This window comes from Streptomyces sp. NPDC003327 (genome assembly GCF_053589515.1).
Genome location: NZ_JBSFSA010000015.1, coordinates 60,441 through 80,410, shown reverse-complemented (window position 1 = coordinate 80,410; position 19,970 = coordinate 60,441). Strand labels below are relative to the sequence as shown.

Annotated in this window: 17 protein-coding genes; 5 read left to right on the top strand and 12 right to left on the bottom strand. The window is 75.5% G+C overall.

Annotation, left to right across the window (positions count from 1 at the left end):
- Positions 1-103: 103 nt before the first annotated feature.
- From ACWDVG_RS15675 to ACWDVG_RS15635, 9 genes are all read right to left on the bottom strand, one after another.
- Positions 104-478 (bottom strand): hypothetical protein, encoded by a 375-nt coding sequence (locus ACWDVG_RS15675; protein ID WP_451699708.1) that lies wholly within the window; start codon positions 476-478, stop codon positions 104-106.
- Between the two features lie 162 nt (positions 479-640).
- On the bottom strand, positions 641-2,188 hold the full coding sequence (locus ACWDVG_RS15670; protein WP_451699707.1) for an ATP-dependent DNA ligase: 1,548 nt from the start codon (positions 2,186-2,188) through the stop codon (positions 641-643).
- Between the two features lie 127 nt (positions 2,189-2,315).
- Complete coding sequence (locus ACWDVG_RS15665) at positions 2,316-3,575, bottom strand: DUF6397 family protein (protein WP_451699706.1); 1,260 nt, start codon at positions 3,573-3,575, stop codon at positions 2,316-2,318.
- Between the two features lie 179 nt (positions 3,576-3,754).
- Entirely contained in the window at positions 3,755-4,171 is a 417-nt protein-coding gene (locus tag ACWDVG_RS15660; protein WP_451699705.1) for a roadblock/LC7 domain-containing protein, read from the bottom strand.
- 236 nt (positions 4,172-4,407) lie between these two features.
- Positions 4,408-5,025, bottom strand: a complete 618-nt coding sequence (locus ACWDVG_RS15655; protein ID WP_451699704.1) for a GTP-binding protein — start codon at positions 5,023-5,025, stop codon at positions 4,408-4,410.
- A complete protein-coding gene (locus ACWDVG_RS15650; protein WP_451699703.1) occupies positions 5,006-5,422 on the bottom strand; it encodes a DUF742 domain-containing protein in 417 nt (138 codons plus the stop codon). The genes ACWDVG_RS15655 and ACWDVG_RS15650 overlap by 20 nt, the downstream gene beginning before the upstream one ends.
- Before the next feature lie 20 nt (positions 5,423-5,442).
- Complete coding sequence (locus ACWDVG_RS15645) at positions 5,443-5,877, bottom strand: roadblock/LC7 domain-containing protein (protein ID WP_451699702.1); 435 nt, start codon at positions 5,875-5,877, stop codon at positions 5,443-5,445.
- Complete coding sequence (locus tag ACWDVG_RS15640; protein ID WP_451699701.1) at positions 5,874-9,044, bottom strand: nitrate- and nitrite sensing domain-containing protein; 3,171 nt, start codon at positions 9,042-9,044, stop codon at positions 5,874-5,876. The genes ACWDVG_RS15645 and ACWDVG_RS15640 overlap by 4 nt, the downstream gene beginning before the upstream one ends.
- Positions 9,045-9,110: 66 nt before the next feature.
- Positions 9,111-9,974 (bottom strand): MHYT domain-containing protein, encoded by an 864-nt coding sequence (locus tag ACWDVG_RS15635; RefSeq protein ID WP_451699700.1) that lies wholly within the window; start codon positions 9,972-9,974, stop codon positions 9,111-9,113.
- Positions 9,975-10,135: 161 nt separating this feature from the next.
- Between ACWDVG_RS15635 and ACWDVG_RS15630 the strand changes: the two genes are divergently transcribed.
- The 3 genes from ACWDVG_RS15630 to ACWDVG_RS15620 all read left to right on the top strand — a co-directional run bounded on the left by ACWDVG_RS15630 (position 10,136) and on the right by ACWDVG_RS15620 (position 12,419).
- Complete coding sequence (locus ACWDVG_RS15630; protein WP_451699699.1) at positions 10,136-10,768, top strand: class I SAM-dependent methyltransferase; 633 nt, start codon at positions 10,136-10,138, stop codon at positions 10,766-10,768.
- A gap of 82 nt (positions 10,769-10,850) precedes the next feature.
- Positions 10,851-11,192 carry a hypothetical protein gene (locus tag ACWDVG_RS15625; protein ID WP_451699698.1) on the top strand — a complete coding sequence of 114 codons (342 nt, stop codon included), beginning with the start codon at positions 10,851-10,853 and terminating at the stop codon, positions 11,190-11,192.
- Positions 11,193-11,528: 336 nt separating this feature from the next.
- On the top strand, positions 11,529-12,419 hold the full coding sequence (locus tag ACWDVG_RS15620) for a hypothetical protein (RefSeq protein ID WP_451699747.1): 891 nt from the start codon (positions 11,529-11,531) through the stop codon (positions 12,417-12,419).
- Positions 12,420-12,441: 22 nt separating this feature from the next.
- Here the strand turns inward: ACWDVG_RS15620 and ACWDVG_RS15615 are convergent, their stop codons facing one another.
- Together ACWDVG_RS15615 and ACWDVG_RS15610 are read right to left on the bottom strand one after the other, a co-directional pair.
- Entirely contained in the window at positions 12,442-12,990 is a 549-nt protein-coding gene (locus ACWDVG_RS15615; RefSeq protein ID WP_451699697.1) for an MOSC domain-containing protein, read from the bottom strand.
- Between the two features lie 104 nt (positions 12,991-13,094).
- Complete coding sequence (locus tag ACWDVG_RS15610; protein WP_451699696.1) at positions 13,095-14,231, bottom strand: acyl-CoA desaturase; 1,137 nt, start codon at positions 14,229-14,231, stop codon at positions 13,095-13,097.
- Positions 14,232-14,536: 305 nt separating this feature from the next.
- On the opposite strand from ACWDVG_RS15610, the gene ACWDVG_RS15605 reads away from it, so the two are divergent.
- The gene (locus ACWDVG_RS15605; RefSeq protein ID WP_451699695.1) at positions 14,537-17,650 is read left to right on the top strand and encodes an SNF2-related protein; all 3,114 of its coding nucleotides are present in this window, start codon (positions 14,537-14,539) and stop codon (positions 17,648-17,650) included.
- On the top strand, positions 17,647-19,110 hold the full coding sequence (locus ACWDVG_RS15600; protein ID WP_451699694.1) for an SWIM zinc finger family protein: 1,464 nt from the start codon (positions 17,647-17,649) through the stop codon (positions 19,108-19,110). The genes ACWDVG_RS15605 and ACWDVG_RS15600 overlap by 4 nt, the downstream gene beginning before the upstream one ends.
- On the opposite strand, the gene ACWDVG_RS15595 is transcribed toward ACWDVG_RS15600, so the two are convergent.
- Complete coding sequence (locus ACWDVG_RS15595) at positions 19,091-19,804, bottom strand: hypothetical protein (protein ID WP_451699693.1); 714 nt, start codon at positions 19,802-19,804, stop codon at positions 19,091-19,093. The two genes, ACWDVG_RS15600 and ACWDVG_RS15595, sit on opposite strands and share 20 nt — an antisense overlap.
- Between the last annotated feature and the right edge of the window lie 166 nt (positions 19,805-19,970).

Sequence of the window (19,970 nt, the reverse complement as noted above, 5' to 3'; positions counted from 1 at the left end):
CGCGCGTCCGAGCGCGCGCGTTCGAGCGCACAGACGTCAGCCCCGGGCGCCGCTCGCCCGCCGCGCCCCGGGTCCGTCTTCGGGGGGCTTTCGCCCCCTCCGCTCAGCGGGCGGCGAGCAGCAGTCGGGCCTCGGTCTCCTGGTCTCCGGAAACGGACTGCAGCGACTCGATCGCGAAGCCGGTGGCGAGCACCTTCTCGACCTCGGCGACCGCCTGATACCCGCCGGTGAGCACGGCACCGACCTTGGCCGTCAGCTGGGGCGGGCGCACCTCTTCGCGTCGGCCGCCGGCGGTGTCGAACGTGGCCGTCCAGACGGTGGGAGCGGGCCCGGCGGCCTCCTGCGGCCCGGGCGTCGAGATGTCCTCCAGCTGGTAGACGTGGTCGAGGACGTCGAAGACGGCCTGGGCGTCCTCGCGGCAGCAGTCGAGCTGCACGGTGACGTCGGTGTCGATGTGCAAGTCGTACACGTCGCTCATCTCCTCGCGGCCCGAGGCGTCCCGTCGTGCCGGGCTCGCGGCCCTCGTGGCATCTGGCAGGTTTCCAGCATCCCTCCTGGCGTCCCGTCCCGCGAGGCTCCGGCGGCCGCGCGGCTTCGCGGGGGACGCTCGGCGGGACGCGGACGCTCCGAGACCCGCGCGTCAGCCGGTACCGGCGATCCGCTCCACGGTGTCCGCCTCCGCCGGGCTCTTGTCGGGCCGGAAGCGGAGGACGCGCGCGAAGCGCAGGGTGATCCCGGCCGGGTAGCGCGTCGAGCGCTGGAGGCCGTCGTAGGCGATCTCGACGACGAGTTCGGGCCGCACCCGTACGGTGAAGCCGTCGTCCGACTCGGCGAGCGCGCCGAGCCGCTCCGTCTGCCAGCGCAGCATCTCGTCGGTGAGCCCCTTGAACGTCTTGCCGAGCATCACGAACCCGCCCTCGGCCGTCCGTGCGCCGAGGTGCAGGTTGGAGAGCAGTCCCGTCCGGCGTCCGTGACCGCGCTCGACGGCGAGGACGACGAGGTCGACGGTGTGGACGGGCTTCACCTTCAGCCAGGTGCGGCCCCGCCGCCCGGCCACGTAGGGCGCGTCCAGCGCCTTGACCAGCACTCCTTCGTGACCGAGCGCCAGCGTCTCCGCGAAGAACCGCTCGGCGGCCTCGACCTGGGCGGGGTCCGCCGGGTCGGTCACGAGCAGGCGCCGGACGCGCCGGTTCTCGGGCAGCAGGCGGGCGAGGACGGCGTGCCGCTCCCGTCCCGGGTGGTCGAGCAGGTTCTCGCCGTCGGCGGCGAGAACGTCGAAGAAGACAGGCGTCAGCGGGAGCGCGGCACTCGCTGTGTCCACGTCGCTGCGCGACCCGACCCGCCCCGCCGTCGCCTGGAAGGCGAGCGGTCGCCCGGTGACCGGGTCGAGGGCGAGCACCTCCCCGTCGAGGATGTACGCGTCGGCGGGGACCGAACGGGCCACGGCCACCACCTCGGGGAGCCGCTCCGTGATGTCGTCGAGCGAGCGGGTGTGGACCCGCACCTCCTCTCCGCTCCGGTGGACCTGGATCCGGATGCCGTCGAGCTTCTCCTCCACCACGCAGGGCCCGAGCGCTCCGATCGCCTCGGTCACGGAGGCGGCGGTGTGCGCGAGCATGGGCTGCACCGGGCTGCCGACGCGGAGGGTGAACCGGTCGAGCGCGACGCGTCCTTCCGCCAGGACCGCCTGGGCGACCGGCGGCAGGGATCCGGCGACCATCACGGCGCGCCGGAGGTCCGCCGCGGGCACCGCGGCGGCCCGCGCCACCCCCTCCAGGGCGATGGCGTCCAGCGCCCCCTGCCGCACCTCTCCGGAGAGCAGCCGGAGGAGGAGCTCCTGCTCCTCGCCGGTGGCAGCGGCGAAGAGGGCGTGGAGGCGGCGGGTCCGCTCGGCCTGGGCACCCGCTCCCGAGACGGCCGCCAGTTCGGTCATCACTCCGTCGACGGTGTCCAGGGTGAGTTCCGGCCGCTCGACGGGCGGCACGGCCGGCGGGGCGACCTGCTTGAGGGTGCTCCACCCGACACCGATCCGCCCTTGCGGGAGGCGTCCGGAGAGGTAGGCGATGACGAGTGGGCTCTCCTCGGGGACGGCTTCGGAGAACAGTTCCGCCAGGAGAGCGATCTTGCGCGAGCGCGCGGAGACGGCGGCGACCTGGCGGGAGACCTCCGCGACACGGGCGAGCAGCATGGGCCCATCGTCCCCGCACCCCGACCGCGCCGCACGCCCGCCGCGCCGACGGAAGGCGAGGGGCGCGGGACAGCCGCGGTGCCGAGCGCGGTGTCCGGCGCGGTGTCGGCAGCGACGCCCCCCCCCGTCAGGGCCAGGCCGCGGGCCACCCCCACCCCCGGTCGCCGCGCCCCGCGGACGGTTGTCGCCTCCGAAGCCGGTCGAGCAGTCGCCTCCGCCCCTTGTCCCGCCGCACGGGAGGCCGGTCCCCCGCCACGCCCGAAGCGGGGCCCCGGGACGCCACGCCCCCGGCCGCCCCAGCGCCGGTGGCCGAGGTTGCACCTGAGGTCGAGGTCAAGGCGGCAACCGTCTCCTCGGACGGGGGCGGCGGCGGGCCGGCCACGCGGGCGCGGGCCGTGGCGAGGACCAGCGCGGCGGCCGACGCCGCCGCCAGCGCGGGATCGGCGCCCTGGCGAACGGCCGAAGCCGGAGTCGACGGTGAACCCGAGCGCAAGGCCGAGGCCAGGGCCTGAGATCGCGACAGGCGCGCCGCGCGGCCCGAGGGCCCAGGCACACAGGACCCTGAACCTGAACTCGAAGCCTGGGCCGGGGCGGCCAAGGACCCCGTCGGGACGGGCGGGCTCGTATGCGGGGCCGGCTCTGCGGCGCTGGCCTCCGCCAGGGCGTCGGCGAGGTTGTCCCGGTGCCACTGGATCTCGTCGGGGTCGCACGCCCGCGTCAGCCGTTCGGTGATCTCCCGGGCCGCCGCCGAGGTGGGTCGCCCCGGTGGGGGCGGCGGGCGCAGGCGGTCCAGACGGGCGCGCTCGTAGGGATCGGTGACGACCTCGGCGAGGTGCGTCGGATCGAGGAGCGAGGCGATCGCCGCCGCCCGCTCCCAGGAGTCTTCGGCGGACCGGAGCAGCAGGGCGAGCCGTCGAGCCCGCCAGTTCCTCGGCCGGAGGTCCTCGGACGCCGCCAGCCGTTCCCGGAGCGGCGGCGGCAGCGGCCCCGTCAGGAGGTCGGGCCGGTCGCGGGCGAGTTCGCCGACGTCGCCCGCCAGGTAGAGCCACACCACGGCCCGGTAGCGGTTCAGATAGAACCGCACCGGATTGAGATGCCCGGTCCTGGCCAGCTTGGTGAACCGCTCCGGGGTCACCGCGAGCAGCGTGGCGGCCTCACGCGTGCCCACCGCCCTGACCCGCGCCCGCAGCCCTTCGGGAAAGTCGGGCGCGCCGGTCAGCCGCTCCAGCTCATGCCGATCGACCCTCGGCCGCCGTCCTTCGCCCGGCACCGTGCGCACCAGACCCAGCTGCACGGCAAGCCGGCACTCGTCGCGCCTCAGTTCCAGTCGCTCCGCCGCCTGACCCAGCGCCACCGATCCCGCGCCCACGCGCTCGTCCACGCTCATGTCCCGGTCCCCCCGTGCGTTCGTGTGCTTTCGAATCCCTCACCGAGAACGTAACGCAGCGTGACGACACTCGCATGACCTGTGGACAACCGCCCTGAACAAACGGATCGTGGACAACGGGCGGTGGATAAACAGACCGTGGACAGCGGCGCGGCACCGCCCCGCGAGCAAGCTCGGGGTCAGAGGGCGGCGTCCCCGCCCCGTGCCCCGGGCTGGCGCGCCGCCACGCCGAGGTGCTCGCCGACACGGTTGACCAGGAGCGTCATCTCGTACGCGACCTGGCCGACATCGGCCTCCGCGGCGCTCAGCACGCACAGGCAGCTGCCGTCTCCGGCCGCCGTCACGAAGAGCAGCGCCTCGTCGAACTCCACCATCGTCTGGCGTGCGCGTCCGGCCTTGAAATGACGGCCGGAACCGCGGGCGAGGCTGTGAAGGCCCGACGAGACGGCGGCCAGGTGCTCCGCGTCCTCCCGCGCCAGTCCGCTGCTCGCGCCCGTCACCAGGCCGTCGTTCGACAGCACCAGGGCGTGCCGTATGTACCCGACCCTCTGCGTCAGGTCGTCGAGGAGCCAGTCAAGCCCCTTGTCCAGCGCCATGCGTGGTCCTCCCCCACAGTCGTGCGTCCCCGTCGGCCGTCGGCCGGAGCCCCGTACTCCCCCTGCGTGGTCCGTGCGGACGCCGAGCGTGCGCCGTGTCCGCGCCGCGTGGTCCCGTCGTCGCACGGCCCCGCCGTCGTGGTCCGCGTGTCGCGGCAAGCCTTACGCACTGTCGTGGACAGGGCAAGCATCCGGCGGTACCCGCGCGTGCCGCCGCCCGCCACGACGCGGAGCGCTCAGCCGACGGAGTCGAGGAGACGCGCGGTGTGCACCCGCCCGGCGTGCTCGACGAGCCGGATGAGCACCTCCTTCCCCGAGTCCCGGTCGCGCGCGTCGCACAGGACCACCGGCGTCCCCCGGTCCAGGTCGAGCGCGCGCGAGACGTCGTGCGCCCCGTACGTCCGGGCGCCCGCGAAGCAGTTGACGGCCACGACGAACGGAATCTTGCGGTGCTCGAAGTAGTCGACCGCCGGGAAACAGTCCTCCAGGCGCCGTGTGTCGGCGAGGACCACGGCCCCCAGCGCGCCTTGGGACAGCTCGTCCCACAGGAACCAGAAGCGGTCCTGGCCCGGCGTGCCGAAGAGGTACAGGGACAGGCCGGAGCGGATGGTGATGCGGCCGAAGTCCATGGCCACGGTCGTGGTGGTCTTCTGGGCCACTCCCCCGGTGTCGTCGACGAGTTCACCGGCGCGGCTGAGCCGTTCCTCGGTGCGCAGCGGGCGGATCTCGCTGACCGCGCCCACGAGGGTCGTCTTGCCCACGCCGAACCCGCCGGCGACCAGGATCTTCAGGGCGAGCGCGGTCGTGTCCGCGCCACCGCCCTCGGCGGTGCTCTCAGAGCGCTCGTAGGCCATCGATTACTTCCCTCAGGATTCGTTCGTCAGGGAGCTGCGCGGGCGGTACGGGTCTGCTGACCCGTACGAAGCCCGATTCGAGGAGGTCGCCGAGGAGGACGCGGACGACGCCGACGGGCAGGTCGGCATCGGCGGCGAGTTCGGCCACCGACTGGGTCTCGGCCCGGCAGAGCGCGAGCAGGGACCGGTGCTCGGGGCCGAGGAGGGCCTCGTCGGCGGGTCCGGGCGGATCGTCGTCGACGACGACGAGGGCGATGAGGTCGAACCGTACGTTGCTCGGCCCCGGCTTGGTGCGCCCGCCGGTCATCGCGTAGGGGCGGACGAGCGGCCCCGCGTCGGCGTCGTACCAGTGACTGCCGGGCACGGCCGGGTACCCGCCGGTGCTGTCCTCGTTCATGGGGTTCTCCGGTCGGCCGGTCAGCCCGCGGCCGGCGGGGTCACCGTGAGCCGGGGCGGGGTGTGCAGGTGTTCGCCGACGCGCTTGACGAGCCGGGCCATCTCGTAGGCGATCAGGCCGATGTCGGCGCTCGCGGAGCTGAGGACCGCGAGGCAGGAGCCGTCCCCGGCCGCCGCGACGAAGAGGAAGCCGTCGTCCATCTCGACCATGGTCTGGCGCACGCCGCCCGTGTGGAAGTGCCGTCCCGCGCCCTTGGCGAGGCTGTGGAAGCCGGAGGCGATGGCCGCCAGGTGCTCCGCGTCCTCCCTGCTGAGTCCGCTGGAGGCGCCGACGGCGAGTCCGTCGTTGGAGAGCACCACCGTGTGGCGGACCTCGCGGACGCGCATGACGAGGTCGTCGAGGAGCCAGTCGAGCTCACCGGAGCGGTGGTGGGAGATCCTCTCGTGGTCGATCATGCGTCGTCTCCTTCGGATCGCGGGTCATGGACGGAGGGGGTGGAGGGGGTGGAGGGGGCGGTGGATGCGGTGGGCGTGGCAGGCGTGGCGGGGAAGGGGTCGAACACGGAGGCCGTACGCGCCGTGCCCGGCTCGGCTCCTGTACGGGGCTCGGGCGGCGTACGCGACTCGGGCGCCGTACGGGGCTCGGTGAAGCCGGCACCGAGGGGGCGGCGGGTGCCGGGACCCGCGCCGCCGCCGCGCTGCCAGCCGTCGCGGTAGGCGGCCATCCGGTCCCTGACCTGTTCCGGGGTGCGGGCGCCCTCGTCCGCGGTGAAGCGGCCGGACGGCGGCGCCGGAGCGGGCGCCTCCCTGAGCTGCGGGACGAGGTGTGCCTGCCGTACGCGCCGGGGCAGTTCGCCGTCGGCGTCGGGTCCGGGCGGCGGGACGGGAGGCGTCGGCGGAGCGGGTACGGAGGGCCCCCGGTGGCGCAGGGCGGTGACCCCGGCCGGCGGTGGACCGTCCTCGGGTCGGGCCGCGAGCGCCGGTACGGGTGCGGGCCGCGACAACGGCTGCGGACGCGCCCGGTCGGGTGTCGGCGGCGGAGTCGGGGGCGGCGGGGCGGACGCCGAGGCCCCGCTCGACACGGAGAACGGGTACGACGCGCCCTCACCCACGGCCGGAGGCGTCTGGCCGGGGTCGCCGTTACCGGGGTCGACTTGACCCCGGGCCACCTGGCCGCGGGCCGTCTGACCGTCGAGCGCCCGACCGTCGGACGCCCGGCCGCTCTGGGGCAAGGCCCCGGGTGCGGCGGCGGGGCCCGGGCCCGACGGTCCCGCGCCGACGGAGGGACGGGGGCCCGCGGGGCGCCCGAAGCGGCGGGCCTCCGCGCGGTGCGCCTCCTCGCGCTCCCGCGCGGCGCGCCGCTCGTCCGCACTCCCACGGCCCCCGGCGGCCGTTGCGGCGCCCGTCCGCTCGCTCGCGGGCGCGGGGTGCGTCGCGGGACGGACGGCGGCGCCGGCGTCGGAGTCTGAGCCGACGGAGGGGGCCGGGGCGGTCCGGCCGGGCGGCAGCGCGCCCTGGAGCAGGTCGGTCGGGAGCAGGACGACGGCGGTCGTGCCTCCGTAGGGGGAGGTGCGCAGATGGACCTTGATGTCGTGCCGGGAGGAGAGCCGGCTGACGACGAAGAGGCCGAGCCGGTCGCTGTCGAAGAGGTCGAGCGCCTCGGACTGGGCGATGCGGGCGTTGGCCTCGGCGAGGGTCTCCTTGCCCATGCCGAGTCCGCGGTCCTCGATCTCGAGCGCGTAGCCGTTGCCGACGGGTTCGCCGCTGACCCGGACCTTGGTGTGGGGCGGGGAGAACTGGGCTGCGTTCTCGATGAGTTCGGCGAGGAGGTGGGTGAGGTCGGCGACGGCGCCGCCGACGACGGCGGTCTCGGGCAGTCGGCGCACCTCCACGCGCGCGTAGTCCTCGATCTCGGAGACGGCGGCGCGGACGACGTTGGTCAGGGGTACGGGCATGCGCCAGGCGCGGCCGGGCGCGGCGCCCGAGAGGATGATCAGGCTCTCGGCGTGGCGGCGCATGCGGGTGGTGAGGTGGTCGAGGCGGAAGAGGTCGCCGAGTTCGTTGGGGTCGTCGACGCGCCGCTCCATGCTGTCGAGGAGGTTGAGCTGGCGGTGGACGAGGACCTGGCTGCGGCGGGCGAGGTTGACGAAGACGCCGGAGATGCCGCTGGCGAGTTCGGCGCGTTCGACGGCGGCCGAGAGGGCGGCGCGGTGGACGGTGGTGAGTGCCTCTCCGACCTGTCCGATCTCGTCCTGGGAGACGGGGCCCGCCGGGGCTTCGGCCTCGACGTCGATCTCCTCGCCGACCCGCAGTCTGCGCATGGCGGCGGGGAGTTTGCGGCGGGCGATGCCGAGGGCGGTGTTGCGGAGGCTGACGAGTTCGACGACGAGTCCGCGGCCGATGCGGACCGAGATGACGAGTGAGGCGACGACGGCGGCGAGGCCGAGGACGACCGCGGCCCCGCCCGCGTTGAGCGCACCGCCGCCGAAGGGGTCGGCGCGGTCGGCCGCGGCGGTGCGGGCGTCGGTCTCGACGGCGGTGAGCCCCTCCCGTACGGCGGTGGCGGCCGCGGCCCAGTCCGCGGAGGTGACCGCCTGCGCGGCCGGGCGGCCCGGGGCGGCCGCGAGGACGCGGTCCTCGGCCCGGTCGAGCCGGGTCGTCTCGGGTCCTGCCACCAGCCGTGCCCAGGCGGCGCGTGCCTCGGGCGGGAGGTCCGCGGTGGCGGCGGCGGTGAGGGTGCGTCGGGTCTCGACGGCGCCGGCGAAGGCGCGGAGGTCCCGCGCGGTGAACCGCCCGGTGAGGTGCGCGACGCCGAGCAGGGCGTCCTCGCGGGCCAGCATCTCGGTGGCGCGCCCGAACTCCAGGAGCACGCGCGCCTCGGAGCCCTGCCGGGTGTCCTGGATGCCGGTGAGGGCGCCGCCGACCGCGAAGGCGGCGGAAACGGCGGCGGTGTACTCCTCGTACACCTGGTGGCCGTCGGCTCGTCCGTCGGCGGCGGCGGTACGGAGCCGGGCGAGGCCCTCGACCTTGGCGACGAGGGCGCCGACCCGCTCGGCGACGTCGTCGGGGAGGTCGCCCGTGTCACCGACGGTGTGCTCGTCGTCCAGGCGCAGCCGCCCGACGGCCTCGTCCGTGCGCCGGATGCGGTCCGTGAGTTCGGCGGAGCGGGTGCTGCCGGGGGCGGCGACCTGGCGTACGGCGGCGAGCCGTTCGGCCTGGAGCGCCGCGAGGACTGCGGTCACGGGCTCACGGATCTCGGCGTCGACCCGCTGCATGTGGCGGAGGCGCTCGACGTCCTGGGCCGTGGTGACGGTGGCGAAGCCCCAGAGCGCGAGGAGCGAGACCACCGGGACCATGAGCAGCGAGACGATCTTGGCCCGGACGGTACGGGGGCGCAGACCGAGGCGCCGGGGGCGCGCGCCCCGTCCACCGGAGGGCAGGGCCGCGTACGGGTCCGAAAAGAGGTCCGGCGAGAGCTCCGGGGAGGGGGCCGGGGAGGGGCCCGTCGCGGAGGCCTCGGTGCGGGGTTCGTCCGCGGGCGGCCCGGCGTGCGCGCGCCGCCCGCGCGCGGCCACCGACGGCGGTGTCGCCGCGGTGTCCTGGGTCTTGCGGGGAGTTCGCATGGCCTCCTCGTTCCGGCTGCGTCTGGTGCGCGCGCCTCTGGGGCGCGGGGGGGGGTGCGGGGCTGGTCAGGTGGCGCGCGTCCGCGCCGGTTCGGGGCCGACGGGCGCGGCCGGGGCGGCGGGTGCGGCGCGGAAGCCGGGGGGTGCCACGTCCACGGCGCGCTCGTCGGGTTCCGTGAGGCGCTCGGCGGAGGCGTACGCGGCCCGTTCCTTGGCGGTCGGGGAGAGCGCCACGAAGGCCGAGGTGATGAAGAGGTACGAGCCCAGGCCGACGGCGAGCGGGAAGATGAACTGCATGACGGTGGCGCCGGGGAGGGCCGTGGCGGAGGGCACGACGTCGACCCGGACCGCGAACATCCCGGTGTAGTGCATGCTGCTGACGGCCGCTCCCATCACCAGGGAGGCGACGACCACGGCCACGGGCGCGTGGATGTGGAGGGCCGCCCAGAGCGCCGCCGTGGCGGCGACGACCGCGATCACGACCGAGAGGGCGACGAGCAGCGGGTCGTACGTGACGCCGCCGTGCAGCCGGAGCGCCGCCATGCCCATGTAGTGCATGCTCGCGACGCCGACGCCCGTGGTCAGGCCTCCGATCAGGAGCGAGCGCACCCGGTCGCGTCCGTAGCCGACGGCGAAGACGCCGACCCCGACGACGGCCATGGCGATGACCAGGCTGAGGAGAGTGAGCGGCACGTCGTAGCGGATGTCGGTGCCCGTCACGCCGAAGCCCAGCATCGCGACGAAGTGCATCGTCCAGATGCCGGTGCCGAGCGCGGAGGCGGCGGTCAGCAGCCAGTTCCGCCGGGAGCGACCGGTCGCGTCGAGCGCGCGCACGGTGCAGCGCAGCCCGAGGGCGGCGCCGATGCAGGCCATCGCGTACGACAGCAGAGGTGTAAGCCAGCCGAAGGTGGCGTGGTCCAGGTGTCCCATGGCTCAGGGACGCTAGTGCGCACGAGGGGGCGCATCCGGGGCGCATTTCGAAAGCTGATGGAATATGACAGAGAGATGTACCGGAACGATCACGCCACGCTCGAACGTGCGCACAGATCGTTCACCCTCACGGGTAAGCCATCATGACCGTCATGAGTCCCATGAGCGATGACCCCACACGTGTCCGAGAGTTCTTCGGCGCCCGCGCCGCCGACTGGGACAGCCGGTTCCCCGACGACGGTCCCGCGTACGCGGCCGCGGTGGCCGACATGGGGCTGCGGCTCGGCGACGCCGTCCTGGACGCGGGCTGCGGGACCGGTCGCGCGCTGCCCGCGCTGCGCTCCGCCGTCGGCCCCGCGGGCACGGTGATCGGTGTGGACCTCACCCCGGAGATGCTCGAACAGGCCGTACGGGCGGGGCGCGTCGGCCCGGACGGGGCGACCGCGCTCCTGCTCGGCGACGTCGGCCGGCTGCCGCTGCGCGACGGAACGCTCGACGCCGTCTTCGGGGCGGGGCTCGTCTCCCACCTGGCGGACCCCGTCACCGGTCTGCGCGAGCTCGCCCGCGTCGTCCGTCCCGGCGGCCGGCTCGCCCTCTTCCACCCGATCGGCCGAGCGGCCCTGGCGGCACGCCACGGCCGGCAGATCACCCCGGACGACCTGCGCGCGGAACCGCGCCTGCGCCCCGTGCTCGCCGAGGCGGGCTGGGAGCTGGTCACGTACGTGGACGAGGACACCCGCTACCTGGCCCTGGCCGTGCGCGGCGGGACGCCGGCCGGGATGGGTGGTCGCTGATCCAACACCCCCTTCTGTCCCGGCACTTCGCTGTCTACGGTGGAAGGGCCGGGCGACCGCGCCCGGGGAAAGGCGGCAGGCCGTGACACGGATACCGGAACGACTTCTCCCCGAACGACTGCGCAGGCTCCTCCCCTCCGCCCGGCAGGCCGCCGGGGCCGACGGGACCGCCGCCGGGCGGGCCGCCGCCTCGCCGCCCCCGCGCCAGGGGCACAACCTCTTCGAGGCGGCCGCGGTGTACGTGGCGGCGTGCGCCGAGGACGACCAGGAGCGGGCGGAGGAGGCGGCGGGCTGGGTCTCCCCCGGCGCCCTCTCCTTCGGCGTCAATGAACTCGCCTGCCGGGCGCTCATCGCGCTCGCCAGGGAACGGAACGAGTCGCCGGGCACCGTCGCCCGGTCGTTGCTCGGCGTGCGGGAGGGCTGAGGGAACCGTCAGGGGCAGGACAGGGGCAGGACCTGCCACGCGGGAGGGCGGGCGGGCGCGGAGCCGAGCGCGGGCTCGGGCGGGCGGCCCGGCGGGGGCGGAGTCCGGCTCGGTCGGTTTCCGCTCGTCGGGGCAACGGGCGCGCGCACTGACCTCTCGACGCGCAGGTTACTCACTGGTTAAGGTGCGCCGACGACCAGATGGGAGGCCACCGTGGGTGGGACGGACCGTACTGCCGCCGACGCGGGCGCCGCGACCGGCCGGGGCCCGGACGCCCCCGCGCCCGCGGGCGGGGGGAGCACCGAGGCCTCCGAGGCCGACGCCGACGCGCTCTTCGTGCTCACCGCCGCGCTGCTGACGCCCGCGCGCTTTCCGAGCGTGCTCGGCGACGACTTCCCCGAGGCCTGCGCGGCGCTGGGTCTGACGCCGTACGAGGAGGGGTACGGCCTGATCTTCGGGCAGGACGGGCTCGGCGCGCGGTGGACGGTCGTCGTGGACGACGTGTCCCTGGTCGCGGCGGCCATCGCCTCCTGGGACTGCGGCATGGCCTACGACCTCTCGCCGGACGAGAACGCGATGGTGGCCGGGCTCCCGGGGTGGCCCCTCGAGGTGGTGAGCGTCGCGCCGGGCGTGCCGGCGCCGCACGACCCCGAGCCGGAGGAGGGCGATCCGGCCCCGTTGACCCCGCCGTCGGGCGACGTCTGGGGACCTGCCCAGCGCCGGCTCGGCGCCGACGAGGTGGCGCTCCACTGGGCGGCGTGGCGGGCCCAGGTGGACGAGGACGGCACCGCCGGCGCCTCCCCTCGTACGGAGGGCGGCACGGCGTCGGCCGCTGTCGGCACGGCCGCTGCCGGCACCACCGCGGCCGACGCGGGTCGGGGCGACACGGCCGCGGCCTCGGGCCGGGGCGACACGGCGGAGACGGACGCCGACGCGGACCGGGGCGGTGCCCCCGATCCGTACGACGGCGTGCGCAGGGCGCTGCGCGAGCTGCGCGGCTACCTGGAGGAGCCGCCCCCGGTGGGCCGGGTCCGGTCGACGTTCCTCGGGGAGGACGCGCGGATCCTCCGGGCGGACGGGCCGGGCTGGTCGCTGGTGGCGCGGACCGACGACATGGCCTTCGTCCTCCTGGACGACGTGCCGCGCGAGGTGCTGCCGGTCGCCCGCGGCCCGCAGCTTCCCGCCCTCCTGGAGGCGCTCGACGCGATGGCGGTGCGCCCCTTCTGACCGCCCGACGGGGTCGTTCGGCTCAGACCCGGTCGAGGGGGCGGTGCGGCTCCGCCGGCAGTTCCACCCGGATCGGGTCGCCGGGCCGCACCTCGCCGCCGACGAGCACGATGCTCATGATGCCCGCCTTGCGCACGAGGTCGCCGTTCTCGTCGCGGCCGAGCACCTGCTTGAGCAGGCCGTGCCGGAAGTCGTCGATCTGGACGCACGGGTTGCGCAGGCCGGTGACCTCGACGACGGCCTCCTCGCCGAGGTGCAGCCGGGTGCCGACGGGCAGGGACAGGAGGTCGATGCCGCGGGTGGTGACGTTCTCGCCGAGGTCTCCGGGCGCGACCTCGAATCCGGCCTCGGCGACCTCGTCGAACAGCTCCGCGTGGATGAGGTGCACCTGACGGAGGTTGGGCTGGGTCGGGTCCTGGGCGATCCGCGAACGGTGCTTGACCGTCACGCCCGCGTGCACGTCGCCCTCGACCCCGAGGCCGGCGAGAAGGGTGATGCCCTCGCGGTTGGGCTTGGTGAACGAGTACGTGCCGTTGCTGCTGACCGTCTGGACGGTGGCGGTGCTGGTCATGCTCGGGAGTCCCCTTCTCCGTTCCGTCTCGCACCCGGACGGCGGACACGCTCTCCCCCACCGCCCCGGGACGATGATCACATCGCCTGTGATCGTCCTGAACCCTACTCCCCCGCCCGGGCGCGCTCCTCGCGCTCCGTGCGGAGCGGGGCGCCCACCTCGTGCAGATGGGCGAGGGCCTGGCGGTACGACTCGACGAAGCCGGTCTCCGTGTACGGGACGCCGAGGTCCCGGCAGTGGGCGCGTACGGCGGGCTGGGCGAGGCGCAGGTGGGGGCGCGGCATGCTCGGGAAGAGGTGGTGCTCGACCTGGTAGTTGAGCCCGCCGAGGAACCAGTCGGTGAGGGCGCCGCCCCGGATGTTGCGCGAGGTCAGGACCTGTCGGCGCAGATGGCCCCAGTCGTCGCCGTCCGCGTGCTCGTCGGGGCGCTCCATGCCCTTGTGGTTGGGCGCGAAGGCCATGCCGAGGTGGAGGCCGAGGAGCATCTGGTGGAGCAGGGCGAAGACGAGGGCCTGGGCGGGCGTGAGGAGGGTGAGCAGCAGCGTCGTGTAGCCGACGAGGTGGGCGAGGAGCAGGGCGCCTTCGACGAGGCGCTCGCGCCGGGTGCGGTACGGACCGTTCTTCGCGAAGAGGGCCTGGACGCCGTAGACCTTGAGCGCGATGCCCTCCAGGGTCGTGAGCGGGAAGAAGAGCCACGCCTGGTGGCGGGTGAGGAAGCGGCGCAGCCGGGTGCGGCGGTCGGCCGCCTGGTGCTGGGCGAAGACGAGGACGTCGGCCGCGACGTCGGGGTCCTTGTCGAGGTGGTTGGGGTGGGCGTGGTGGCGGTTGTGCTTGTCGTTCCACCACTCGCGGCTCATGCCGAGGAGGAGGTTGGCGTGGAGAAGCTGGATCAGCCGGCTCGCCCTGCGGTCGGCGGTGATCTGGGCGTGGCCGGCGTCGTGGGCGACGAAGGCGACCCGGGCGGTGAGGAGCGCGAGGGGGACGGCGAGGGGCAGGGTCCACCAGGAGGGGCCGAGGAGGGCGAGCGCGACGACCACGGCGGCGAGGCCGAGGAGGTTGGCGGCGATGCCGCGGGCGTACCAGCCGGGGCGGTGGTCGAGGAGTCCCTGCGACCTGATGGTCCGCAGGAGCGGCGTGAACTCGCTGCCGCCGCCGCGGGAGGGGCGCGCGGGGACGTCGGCCCGTGCTCCCGGGTCCGTCGGAGCGGGGGCGACCGGTGGGGTCGCGATGGCCTGGGGCATGGGCGGGCTCCGGGTTCTGTGGAGGCGGGTGGGGCGTGCCGGGTGTGCTGGGCCGGGTCGGGGCGGCGGTCCGGGCCGCGCCGCGTCGACCTCCTCGAACGTACGGATCGGTGACACGGCGGGACCATGGCGTCACCACCCGTCCGGGGCAGGGGGTCGCCGGGGGTGTGGGGGTGGGGCTCTCCCCACCCCCACACCCTCCAGCGGACCCGTGATGTGGATCACAGGTTCGAGCGCTCCGAATCGACGTCCCATGAGGTAGGGTCGGCGGCTCGGCCTCCCAGTAGTCAAATTTGAGGAATGCGTTGTCGCTGTCGCACGGTCCCGCAGAACCCGCCCGCGCAGTCGCCCCACGAACCGCTCCCACAACCCCCGAATCCGCCCCTGTCTCCGCCGGATCCACCTCCGGCGCCTTCCCGGAACTCGCCCTCCACTCCGCCGTCTTCCTCCCCGCCGACCCGCCGCGCGCGGGCCGGGTCGCCTTCTGGTCGCCCGAGGGCGACCCACTGCCGACCCCGCCGACCGGTGCGTCCGGCACGGCCGTCGAGGGCGAGATCACCGTCGTCGACGGTGCCGACCTCCAGGCGCCGCGGGCCGTGTCCGCGCCCGCGCTGCTCCTCCCCGTACGGGACGCCCTCACGCTCCTCGCCCGCGCCCGGCTCTCCGGCGGCGCCCCGGCGGCGACCGCGTTCTGGGGCGCCGGAGCGCTCCTCGCCCTCGACTTGATCGCCCGCGGCCTGCTGCTGCCCGGCGTGAGCCCCGAGGGGTACGACGCCTGGCGGGCCGGGCCCCTCGGCCCCCGCGAGCTGGGCGAACTCCGCACGCTCGCCGCCGCGATGCCGCCGACCGCCCATGCCGTACCCCTGTCGGCCGACGAGCCCCTGCTGCTTCCCGAGCCCGAGGCGCTGCTGCGCGCCTTCGTCGACGCGGTCGCCGACGCCCTGCCCCGTACCGCCGCCGCACCGCTCGCGGCGGGCGGACCGGCGTTCGCGGCCGAGGAGGCCCAGCAGATCCCCGAACAGCGGTCCTGGGCCGCCGATGTGGCGGCCGGTCACGACGCGGGGGTCCGGCTGTCGCTCCGCATCGAGCTGCCCGGTTTCACCGCGGAGGCGCAGGAGGCACAGGAGTCACCGGTGTTCCGGGCCGTCCTCCAGCTCCACGGCGTGGCCGATCCGGCCCTCGTCGCCGACGCGGCCGAGGTGTGGGCGGGTTCGGAGCGCGCCGGTGCCGGGTTCGGGCCGCGGGCCCGGATGGACGCGCTGCTCGCGCTGCGCAGGGCCGCCCGCGCCTGGGCGCCGCTCTCGCCGCTGCTCTCCGCCGCCGTGCCCGACGCCGTCGACCTGGCGGACGAGGAGATCACCGAACTCCTCGGCCCGGCGGCCCGCGCCCTCGCGGCGACGGGCGTGCAGGTCCACTGGCCGCGCGACCTCGCGGACCGGCTGACCGCCCACGCGGTGATCGGCCCGCCGGACGCGGACGCTTCGCCCGACGGAGACGGAGACGGCACAGGCATCACGGGCGGCGCGGACGGCACGGGCGTCCCGGGCGGCGCGGCGGGCAGGGACGGCGCGTCCGTCACCGCCGATGGCCTCGCTCCCGCCCTCCACGGCGACGACGCCGGCGAGCCCGGCCGGACGTCCGGCGGTCTTCCCTCCTTCCTCTCCGCCGACGCCCTGCTCGCCTTCAACTGGCGCTTCGCCGTGGGCGACCACGCTCTCACCCGGGCCGAACTCGACCGCCTCGCCGAGGCCGGCCGCCCGCTCGTCCGGCTCCGCGACCGCTGGGTCCTCGTCGACCCCGCGGAGGTCCGGCGCGCCCGTGCCCAGCAGGACCGCAAGGTCACCCCGGTGGACGCCCTCGCGGCCGTACTGACCGGGACGACCGAGGTCGACGGACGGCCGGTCCCGGTGGCGGCGAGCGGCTGGCTGGAACGACTGCGGGAGCGGCTCGCCGACCCCGAGGGTGGCGCCCAGGAGATCCCGCAGCCCGCCGCGCTCGCGGCGCACCTGCGCGACTACCAGCTGCGCGGGCTCAACTGGCTGCACCGCATGACCTCGCTCGGACTCGGCGGCTGCCTCGCCGACGACATGGGCCTCGGCAAGACGATCACGGTCATCGCCCTCCATCTGCACCGGCAGACCGATCCCGCCGCGGCCGGTCCGACGCTCGTGGTCTGCCCGACCTCCCTGATGGGCAACTGGCAGCGGGAGATCGAGAAGTTCGCGCCCGGCACGCCGGTCCGGCGCTTCCACGGCGCCGCGCGCGACCTGGACGACCTCGTCGACGGCGGCTTCGTCCTCACCACGTACGGCACCATGCGGCTCGACGCCGAGCGGCTCGCGGAGCAGGGCTGGGGCCTCGTCGTCGCGGACGAGGCGCAGCACGTCAAGAACCCGTACTCGGCGACGGCCCGGCAGCTCCGCACGATCGGGGCACGCGCGCGTGTCGCCCTGTCCGGCACGCCCGTGGAGAACAACCTCTCCGAGCTGTGGGCGATCCTGGACTGGACGACGCCGGGGCTCCTCGGGAGCCTCGGGGCGTTCCGCACCCGTTACGCGTCCGTCGTCGAGGGCGGCGCGGACCCCGCCGCGGCCGAGCGGCTCGGTGCGCTGGTCCGCCCCTTCCTGCTGCGGCGGCGCAAGTCCGACCCGGGCATCGCGCCCGAGCTTCCGCCGAAGACGGAGACCGACCGGACCGTCTCCCTGACACCCGAACAGGCGGGCCTCTACGAGGCGGTGGTGCGGGAGAACCTGGTGGCGATCGCCGAGGCGGAGGGCATGGAGCGCCGCGGCCTGGTGGTGAAGCTGCTCACCGGGCTCAAGCAGATCTGCAACCACCCCGCCCAGTACCTGAAGGAGGACCGGCCGAGGATCGAGGGGCGCTCGGGCAAGCTGGAGCTGCTCGACGAACTCCTCGACACGATCCTCGCCGAGGGCGCGAGCACGCTGGTCTTCACCCAGTACGTGGCGATGGCGCGGCTCCTGGAGAGCCACCTCGCCGCCCGCGGGGTGCGGACGCAGTTCCTGCACGGCGGCACGCCGGTCGCCGAGCGGGAGGCGATGGTGGCCCGCTTCCAGAGCGGTGACGTGCCGGTCTTCCTGCTCTCCCTGAAGGCCGCGGGCACGGGTCTGAACCTCACCCGCGCCGAGCACGTCGTGCACTACGACCGCTGGTGGAACCCGGCCGTCGAGGCGCAGGCCACGGACCGCGCCTACCGGATCGGTCAGAACAGGCCGGTGCAGGTGCACCGGCTGATCGCCGAGGGCACGATCGAGGACCGGATCGCGACCATGCTCGACCGGAAGCGCGCGCTCGCCGACTCCGTCCTCGGCACGGGCGGCGACACGCCCCCGGAGCTGACCGAACTGACCGATGCCGAACTGGCCGAGCTGGTGCGACTGCGAGGGGACGGACGATGAGCGCGTACGGGAACGAGGGCGACGAGCGGACGTTCGCGGCGCTGCCTCCCGCTCGGGGCGCGGCGTTCGCCCGCACCTGGTGGGGCCGGGCCTGGCTGAAGGCGCTGGAGGACACGGCGCTCGACGGCCAGCAGCTCAAGGCCGGGCGGCGACACGCCCGTGCGGGAGCGGTGGGCGCGGTATCGGTGCGGCCCGGCCGGATCACGGCCGTGGTCAAGGACCGCGACGGGACGGCACACCGCAGCGACGTCCTGGTGCGGGAGCTGTCGGACGAGGAGTGGGAGCGGCTCCTGGACCTCGCCGCCGACAGCGCGGGACACATCGCGGCGCTGCTCGACCGGGAGATGCCGCCGCACCTCGTGGAGGACGCGGCGGCGGCCGGCCTCGACCTGCTGCCCGGCATCGGGGACCTCGATCCGGAGTGCGGCTGCGAGGCGTGGGACCACTGCCCGCACACCTCGGCCCTCTGCTACCAGGTGGCGCGGCTCCTCGACGAGGACCCGTTCGTGCTGCTCCTGATGCGGGGGCGGGCCGAGCGCGCGGTGCTGGACCAGCTCCAGGAGCGCAGCGCGCACCGGGCCGCCGAGGAGCGGGGCGCGGCCTCCGGCCCCGACGGCTCCGGCGGCACCGACGGCTCCGGGGGTCCGGCGCCCGGGGCGGGCGGGATGCCCGGCGTCTCCGCGGCGGAGGCGTTCGCGGCGCGGGACATCCTGCCGCCGCTGGCCGCGCCGCCCGTGGCCGCCTCGGCGCCGGGCGAGCCGCCGTCCCTGGACACGGAGACAGGGCCGGAGCCCGGGGTCGATCCGGCGGCGCTGGAGTTCCTCGCGGCGGACGCGGCGACCCGGGCGCACCACCTGCTCGTCGCGCTTCTGGGGCCGCGGGGCGGCACCGCGAAGGACCGCGCCGAGGGCGGAGCGGGAGGCGCCGGCACCGGAGGCGGGGATCCGGGCGGTACGGAGGCCGGTGTGGGCCGTGGTTCCGAAGCGCCCGCTCCGCTGACGGCCCGCCAGGACGCGGTACGGCTCGCCGCGGGGAAGCCCGCGCCCTGGATCGCGGCGCGGCTGGCCACGGGGTCGGGGCGGACGCGTGCGGAGCTGGACCTGTCCACGCGCGCGTGGCGGTACGGGGGCGCCGCCGCCCTCGCCGTACTGGAGGAGGAGTGGACGCCGGACGCCGAGGCGCTGACCCGCGCTGCGGCGCGGCTCGCGGAGGCCTGGGAGGAGGGGGACCGGCCCGCGCTGCGGCGGTCGGGCGGCGCCCGCTGGACGGTGGTGGGCGCGGACGCGCAGCTGCGGCTCGGCGCCGACGGGAGGTGGTGGCCGTACCGCAGGGCGGGGGCACGGTGGGCTCCGGCCGGCCCCGCGGACCGCGATCCCGCGGCCGCGCTCGCCGCCGCCGAAGCCGGCGAAACCGCCGCAGCCGCCGACACCGGCGCGGAGGCTACAGGAGGGGCCGGGTGAGTCCGGTTCCGTCGCCGGACGGGGCGGCGAGGCTGCAGGCCGCCGTGTCGGAGCCGAGCAGGTAGCTGGTGCGGTAGGGGTACTGGACGAAGGTCGTCCAGCGGGTCCCCGCAGGCTGGCGCTCCGCCTTGAGCCGGAGCGGCAGTCGGCACAGCTGCGTCGCCGCCTCGCGTACGGCCGGGTCGTCGGCGTACGGGCCGGGCAGCCGGGGCCGGGCGACGACCTCGGCGTCGTGCGGCGCGTCGCAGGGGCGGCGCACGACGGTGCCGGGCGCGTCGCGGTCCATGTCGAAGCAGTCGCCGACGCGCAGCACGTCGTACGAGACGGCGGGTCCGGAGCCGGACCCGCCGGTGGCCGACGTCGTGGGCGCGGGGGACGCGGGCGTACGGGAGGCGGTCGGCCGCGACGGCGTGGCGGCGGCGTCGCCCGGGGCCCGCGGCGTCGGAGAAGCGAGCGGCGAGGTGCTCTGCTCGTGGGGATCGGCGTGGCGTTCGTGCGGGACGCCGTCCGGTGCGCCGTCGGACGCCCCCTCCGCCGCGTCTCCCGAGGCGCCGTCGTCCGTCCGCGCGTCGGCCTCCGGCGCTCCGCTCCGGTAGGTGTCGCCCACGGCGCCCGACGCGCCCGCGGGGTCGTCTGCCGTGCCCCCGACCGTCGTGAACACCGTCACGACGACCGTCGCCACGAGCAGGGGCACGAGGGGAACTCCCACGCGGCGCGTCCAGCGGGCGCCATCGCCGGACGGGTGGGACGAGGCCGGGGGGACCGAACGGGGTGAATCGGATGGGACCGACACGCCGGGCCGATGGGCGGACTGCGGGGGATCGATCGGCGGATGCGGCACAAGGTCCACCCTGGACTGT

Coding starts and splice junctions, on each gene's coding strand:
- ACWDVG_RS15675 (WP_451699708.1), bottom strand. CDS start 478: ATGAGCGACGTGTACGACTTGCACATCGACACCGACGTCACCGTGCAG.
- ACWDVG_RS15670 (WP_451699707.1), bottom strand. CDS start 2,188: ATGCTGCTCGCCCGTGTCGCGGAGGTCTCCCGCCAGGTCGCCGCCGTC.
- ACWDVG_RS15665 (WP_451699706.1), bottom strand. CDS start 3,575: ATGAGCGTGGACGAGCGCGTGGGCGCGGGATCGGTGGCGCTGGGTCAG.
- ACWDVG_RS15660 (WP_451699705.1), bottom strand. CDS start 4,171: ATGGCGCTGGACAAGGGGCTTGACTGGCTCCTCGACGACCTGACGCAG.
- ACWDVG_RS15655 (WP_451699704.1), bottom strand. CDS start 5,025: ATGGCCTACGAGCGCTCTGAGAGCACCGCCGAGGGCGGTGGCGCGGAC.
- ACWDVG_RS15650 (WP_451699703.1), bottom strand. CDS start 5,422: ATGAACGAGGACAGCACCGGCGGGTACCCGGCCGTGCCCGGCAGTCAC.
- ACWDVG_RS15645 (WP_451699702.1), bottom strand. CDS start 5,877: ATGATCGACCACGAGAGGATCTCCCACCACCGCTCCGGTGAGCTCGAC.
- ACWDVG_RS15640 (WP_451699701.1), bottom strand. CDS start 9,044: ATGCGAACTCCCCGCAAGACCCAGGACACCGCGGCGACACCGCCGTCG.
- ACWDVG_RS15635 (WP_451699700.1), bottom strand. CDS start 9,974: ATGGGACACCTGGACCACGCCACCTTCGGCTGGCTTACACCTCTGCTG.
- ACWDVG_RS15630 (WP_451699699.1), top strand. CDS start 10,136: ATGAGCGATGACCCCACACGTGTCCGAGAGTTCTTCGGCGCCCGCGCC.
- ACWDVG_RS15615 (WP_451699697.1), bottom strand. CDS start 12,990: ATGACCAGCACCGCCACCGTCCAGACGGTCAGCAGCAACGGCACGTAC.
- ACWDVG_RS15610 (WP_451699696.1), bottom strand. CDS start 14,231: ATGCCCCAGGCCATCGCGACCCCACCGGTCGCCCCCGCTCCGACGGAC.
- ACWDVG_RS15600 (WP_451699694.1), top strand. CDS start 17,647: ATGAGCGCGTACGGGAACGAGGGCGACGAGCGGACGTTCGCGGCGCTG.